We start from the raw sequence: 5,673 nt of genomic DNA on the forward strand, positions 1-5,673 counted from the left end.
GAAGTTTGCCCAGCGCAAGCGGTACCAGCCGCTAGCCAGAGCGAGCGCTGGACAATCACTGCGCGAAACTGTGGACAACCGGCATTGCGCGCGCATTGACAGCACTCGGGACTGTCAAGTCATGCTGTCAGGCGGTACCGCTGACTGCCGCCTCCACGTTTGTGGTCAACGCTTTCCAAGGGCGGATCAGCAGGCCTTCGCAGAAGTGGGAAGACCCGGATGCATCGGGCCAAACGCAGCGTGCCCGCTGCATTTGGCGCCTGCGAGAGGACCGGCTGGGTTGCTCGATGCTAGCGTTCAGACGCCCCCTCAGGCGACTGCCCGAGCCTATGGCGCCTCCTGATCCCAGGCATCATCGATGCCCATGCGGCCGTTGTTTTTGGTTCCTAGCCCGCGCCCTCGGCCAGGGCGTCGATTAGGCAGCACCATTCCCCGCGCCTTCGCCCTTTGTCTGATTTGCTGGTAATGCTCGTCGCGGATCCGCTCGCGTTCCGCGGCGGTTTTCGCAGCGCGCATTTTCGCGCGATGCTCGACACGCTCCTGCTGCGTCATGAGATGGCCGCCGTAGATTCGCTGCGGCATCTGATTGCCCTGCGGGGTACCGTACGGGCTAGCCGCCCGGGCGGTGCCGGTGGATACAGAGAAAGCGCCCACTACGACAAGTACGGCCAATGACCATTTCATGATGGTTGGTTCCTTTTTCCGAGGTTGGATCGACGATCAAAAAAGCAGCGTGAGATCGAGGAAATGGGGGGCCGTGCCCCGGGTCAAACCTCCGCCGATGAGCATGGCTCCGAGCATGTGCGCGAACTTCAAAAGAGTGTAGGTCATTTCTTGGCTCTCTACCCCGACTCGTCAGACAGCGATGACGCCAACGTGCTCGGCAGCTCATTTGTGACTGGCTGCAGTCTCTACTCGGCGAACGTCCTGACATAAAGGATCAGTTGCCAAATTTCGTGGTCCGTCAGATAGTTCCTGTGACCGCGCATGGCCGTGGCGCGTGCACGTCGCCCCGGCCGCTTGATCGCCTGCCGGGTGTGCCCGGGCTGCTGCTCGAAGAATCCAGCGCCAGTCGAGACGACCCAGAACAGGTGCCCGTCCGGCAACGCCTCCATCAACTCGGCACAGGTGAAATCGGTGGGAGGCGGTTGCAGATGTCTACCCATGGGACCTTTACCGTCACCGTTTGCTCCGTGGCACTCCGCGCAGGGAATCGGTTCCGCCTCGGTCAGGTACAGGTGCTTCCCTCGGGTTAGGTTTTCGGGCGTGGGCTCCAGCGGGTTTTGTCTTTGGTAGTACCGCTCGGGGGCGCGCGGCGTGTTGCGAATCGGCGGGCATTGGTCCTTGTCGCCTTGATTGCTTGCGCTGCCGGGGGTTGCTCGGATCGGCGTTTCCTCCAGCGTGCTGGTTTGGCATCCGGCAACGAGCAGTAGTGCGAGCATCACAAGGTGCCACCGGAATCGTCTGCGATTGCGCCGTGTCATAGAGAGTACCTGAGCTCTGTTAAAGATTAACGCTGAAACGAAATCCGACGCCTATGATGTCATCCGCTTGCGGGTCGCTGCCGGGGTCGACGTAGTATTGAAGAACCGGCTGCAAGCTGAACCAGGGGAGGACCTGGGCGCGGTAAGTCAGCTCCAGCGCTGTCTCGGAATTGGTGACAGGGGTGCCGGCGCTTTTCTGGGCGGTTCGAAATTTTTCCCCGTTGACCCCAACAGAGACGCCCAAGCCAAGGACATCGAGGTTTCGACCCGGTATCAAGCCCGTGTAAATCAGCCCGGCCGCATAATAGGCACCGATCTGATTGACATCCTCCTCCGCTTTGCCGGCGCGTAAAAAGCCGCTGAGCCCCTGATCCGGGGCCTGCGGCTCACTGAATATCACCCCTTCGACGAAGCCGTATATCCCCTGCGATCCGTCCCGAACGGCGGCAGTGCCGTTCGCGGTGGTATCGCGCACATCTTCGAAGTCCCCAGTATAAAGCCACGCGCCCAAGCCGAAGCGGAGGAAGGCGAAACCGACCGGCTCGTAGTTGACTTCGTTCAAGATCAGCAATCCGTCACCATCGCGGAAACGGATTGCTGTCGCCCCTGGATCGTCCGGATCGCCGGGAACACCGTCGAGAACGGCGCCGCGCCAGGTGATTTCCTCGCTGATGGCGGCCCGCACGCGGACACCGACCGAGGTGATCGGGAAAATCGACGGACCGTTGCGGCCGGTCTCGGAGAAATCCAGCCCGGTACCAAAGGCGCCGTTTATGAATACGCCCGCGGTATCCTTGACATCGAATTCGGAGTCCGCAGCGTATAAGCCGACCAGAACGCCAATCCGATCCTGGATAAATGCCTGTTCATACCAGAGCTCGAAGAGTCGAAACGCATTATCCGCGGTCAGGTTGCTCGGCGCGTGTACGGTTCCGGTCGCCTCCCCGGGGTCGTCTCCGTGCGTGCCCAAGGCCATCAAATACGCCGTGCCGCCCGGGATGTTCGCCAGCGTCTGCATGTTGACCCTCAGGGAGGCCTCCAACAGGTTGGAGTAACCGATGTGGTCGGGTAGCCCGCTTTGTGGGGTGGCGATCATGTCGCCGGTATTGGCGATACCTACCTCAATGCCATTGCGAAGCAGGCTCGTGCGCAAGCCGCCCCAATCTCCAGTGGCCGTGTCGGCAAAAAGCCGCGAGGTGCTCGTTGACCTTTGGGGCGCGGATTCAGCGGGGATGTCGGATGCCGGGGCCCCTTCGTTCATGCATAGGCAGAGAACCAGTGCCATCCACCCGGGAAGGCATTGTTTTCTTGCACGTGCGGAGGTGGGCACGGCCTGACTTTCTGCGCTGCGTTCGAGACTTCCCAACACGGATGACGAATCGGCTTCAGCCATTGCGACACATTGGCACTAGAAAAAGTATAATCCGCGATTGTGAGGCTCATGGCAGAAACCCCCACCGAATAAGGCGGGATCGGCTCGTTTCGAACCGCGCCGCCCGGTCGACATTGATAGATGCAGAATTTCTCAATTCGGGGCGATTTGCGGTCTAAGCGGCGCTCGCGGCTGAGGGCGGCTGGATATCTGGGCGGAAAACGATGGGTGCTACCGCGGCGCGATGAGTTCGTCTACGCGTCAGTGGGCGAGCCAGGCATGGTGCATAATAATGAGTGATAGCCATAGAAAGCCGATAATCTGGACGAAGAAAAACACGAAACGCAAAAAAACGACCGGGTTCGTCTGGCTGAGGCCGACATGAATCAGTGACTGCATAATTCGGGCGAGCAGCACCGAAACGGCAATGGTGTTGACCGGCGGTTGTTGAATGCCGCTTACGTGCAACGCGAGCACGATGGCACCGAAAACCGGTAGATTCTCAACGCAATTTGCGTGCGCACGCAGGGCGCGCTTGTACCATTCCTTGCCCTCGATTCGATATTCACGGTAGTCGGAAATGGCGGCTCGTCCCGTGAGAATTCGGCTCCAACGGTACACACCCACGGTCCCAAGCAGCAGCATTATCGTCCAGAGTGCGAAGCCAAGGAGCGTCCATACGGGCACGGTCATTGACAGATCCTCCCTACGCGGTTGCCGATTGGCGGCGCGCATTCCGGGCACAAGCTTCATCGATGGCCGGGCGATGCAACGCCGGATGCCGTAGCAAACCCATTTGCGACCTTGCCACGGCCAGAGGCGAATGCCCATCGGGCCCGGGGAAGTCGGCCCGGCGCTGGCTATAATTGTTTTAGCTTCCTATGCGGACCTTTCTCAGCGGCTCGATAGCACTGCAGCCTCCTCTGGCAAGAGAGTCTCATGAGGATCAGTTCAAAAACAACGGCTTCGATTGGGCGGCGGTTCACCCGGAGCGTGGCTGTGCTCAGCGTTCTATTGATTGCCGCGACGGTTGCCAGCGCGGGTGGATGTCCAGCCGGCAAACGCACGCCGGACGGCCAGGGCCAGAAGATGGTGACGCATGCTGGCAAAGGTGTCGTAGACAGGGTGCGCAGCGCAGTCGATCTCGGTAAAGAAGCGCCGAACCTGCCCGGGCGGTTGTTCCGTCTGCGCCAGCTCGATGTCTCCCCTGGTGGCATTGTTCCTCGGCACAGTCACGACGAGCGCCCGGCGCATATCTATATCGTCGAGGGCTCGATCGTCGAATACGCGAGCAACTGTCGAGTGCCGATCGTCCATAAGTCCGGCGAAGTCGTGACCGAGACCAAAGGGGTTTCCCATTGGTGTCAAAACACCGGCAAGAAGCCGGTCGTGCTGATCTCAGTGGACATCTTCGAGGACAAAGCGGGTGCCGATGCCAAAGTGATGTAGCCAGGTGATTTAGCAGGTTTCGAAGACTCACCCGATTGCGGCGGAGGCGGCTGGCATCGGGGGTGCGCTGATCATAGGTGAGCGGTGGGACGGGGTTACGGTAGGTATCGGCGAGCCTCCCCGAGGGGTGCGTCGACGGTGTTTCGCTGTTCGGCGCGATCCTTTATTCCCTGCGGCGCATTCCGCGGCTGTTCGCGCTGTGGTGGATAACTTTTCGAGGGACGGATATGGCACTCAAGGGCAAGGCAGCGCTGATCACCGGTTCGACCAGCGGCATCGGCCTGGGCATAGCGGAAGGGTTTGGCGCGCAAGGCGCGAACCTGATCATCAACGGTTTCGGTGATCCGGAGGAAATCGAGGATCTGCAGCGCCGGCTGCAAGCGCAATACGATGTGGCGGTGGTCTATGACGGCGCCGATATGAGCAAGCCGCAGGAAATCGAGGGCATGCTCGGGCGCGCGATCGAGCGTTTCGGCGCGGTGGACGTGCTCGTCAACAACGCCGGCATCCAGTATGTCGCACCGGTCGATGACTTTCCGGGCGAGAAGTGGGACGCGATCCTCGCGGTCAATCTGTCGTCGAACTTCCATGCCATTCGTTTCGCCTTGCCGGCGATGAAACGACGCGGCTGGGGGCGCGTCATCAACGTGGCATCGGCCCATGCGCTGGTGGCCTCGCCGTTCAAGGCGGCCTACGTTGCCGCGAAGCACGGCGTTGCTGGCCTCACGAAGACCGTTGCGCTGGAAGTCGCGGAGTCGGGCATCACCGTCAATGCGATCTGCCCGGGCTACGTGTTGACGCCGCTGGTGGAGAAGCAGATTCCGGATACCGCCAAGGCACGCGGCATCACGGAAGAAGAGGTCGTAAAAGACGTGCTGCTGACCGCGCAGCCGACGAAGCGATTCGTCACGGTCGAGCAGGTTGCCGCGCTGGCCGTGTTCCTGGCCAGCGAAGAAGCAGCCTCGATCACCGGAGCAATTCTGCCGTTGGACGGCGGGTGGACCGCGCATTAACCCTGACACAGCTCACCCCAATAAGAGAGGCGGAGGCAACGCTGGATCTCGTGGATCGTTCGAATACTTCCAAGAACGCCTCGCCCGTCCCGGCAGCGGATAGGCGCAGTGGCGAACGGCGTCGACGGGCGCAAGCGGCGCGCGCTCGAAACGCCGCGCCCTATCCGATTTCAATACGGCGGTGCAGGCGCCGAAGTGCAACGGCGCCTGTTCGCCCCTGCCGTTTAAAGCACGCCGATGGACACCAGGCGTGATGACAGCGGGCAGCAGCAACACCGCGGTCGGAAGCGCCGCGTGACCGAAACGCCCGGGCCGACGCCGCAGGCCGCAGCCGCTGGCCAGCACCCTGCGGGGC

Annotated in this window: 7 protein-coding genes; 2 read left to right on the top strand and 5 right to left on the bottom strand. The window is 61.3% G+C overall.

Features of this window, described 5'->3' with window-relative positions; genetic code table 11:
* Positions 1–327: 327 nt before the first annotated feature.
* From AC52Q4_RS07290 to AC52Q4_RS07305, 4 genes are all read right to left on the bottom strand, one after another.
* The gene (locus AC52Q4_RS07290) at positions 328–684 is read right to left on the bottom strand and encodes a hypothetical protein (protein ID WP_495536140.1); all 357 of its coding nucleotides are present in this window, start codon (positions 682–684) and stop codon (positions 328–330) included.
* Between the two features lie 227 nt (positions 685–911).
* Complete coding sequence (locus AC52Q4_RS07295; RefSeq protein ID WP_495536141.1) at positions 912–1,442, bottom strand: c-type cytochrome; 531 nt, start codon at positions 1,440–1,442, stop codon at positions 912–914.
* A gap of 61 nt (positions 1,443–1,503) precedes the next feature.
* The gene (locus AC52Q4_RS07300) at positions 1,504–2,637 is read right to left on the bottom strand and encodes a carbohydrate porin (protein ID WP_495536142.1); all 1,134 of its coding nucleotides are present in this window, start codon (positions 2,635–2,637) and stop codon (positions 1,504–1,506) included.
* 480 nt (positions 2,638–3,117) lie between these two features.
* A complete protein-coding gene (locus AC52Q4_RS07305) occupies positions 3,118–3,549 on the bottom strand; it encodes an MAPEG family protein (protein WP_495536143.1) in 432 nt (143 codons plus the stop codon).
* A gap of 300 nt (positions 3,550–3,849) precedes the next feature.
* On the opposite strand from AC52Q4_RS07305, the gene AC52Q4_RS07310 reads away from it, so the two are divergent.
* The gene (locus tag AC52Q4_RS07310; protein WP_495536144.1) at positions 3,850–4,305 is read left to right on the top strand and encodes a cupin domain-containing protein; all 456 of its coding nucleotides are present in this window, start codon (positions 3,850–3,852) and stop codon (positions 4,303–4,305) included.
* 227 nt (positions 4,306–4,532) lie between these two features.
* Positions 4,533–5,318, top strand: coding sequence for a 3-hydroxybutyrate dehydrogenase (locus AC52Q4_RS07315; RefSeq protein ID WP_495536145.1), 786 nt, complete (start codon positions 4,533–4,535; stop codon positions 5,316–5,318).
* A 12-nt stretch (positions 5,319–5,330) separates the two neighbouring features.
* Here the strand turns inward: AC52Q4_RS07315 and AC52Q4_RS07320 are convergent.
* Positions 5,331–5,673, bottom strand: a 343-nt coding sequence (locus AC52Q4_RS07320; RefSeq protein WP_495536146.1) for a hypothetical protein, incomplete at its 5' end; no start/stop codon positions are given.

This window comes from Nitrococcus sp., assembly GCF_059432795.1.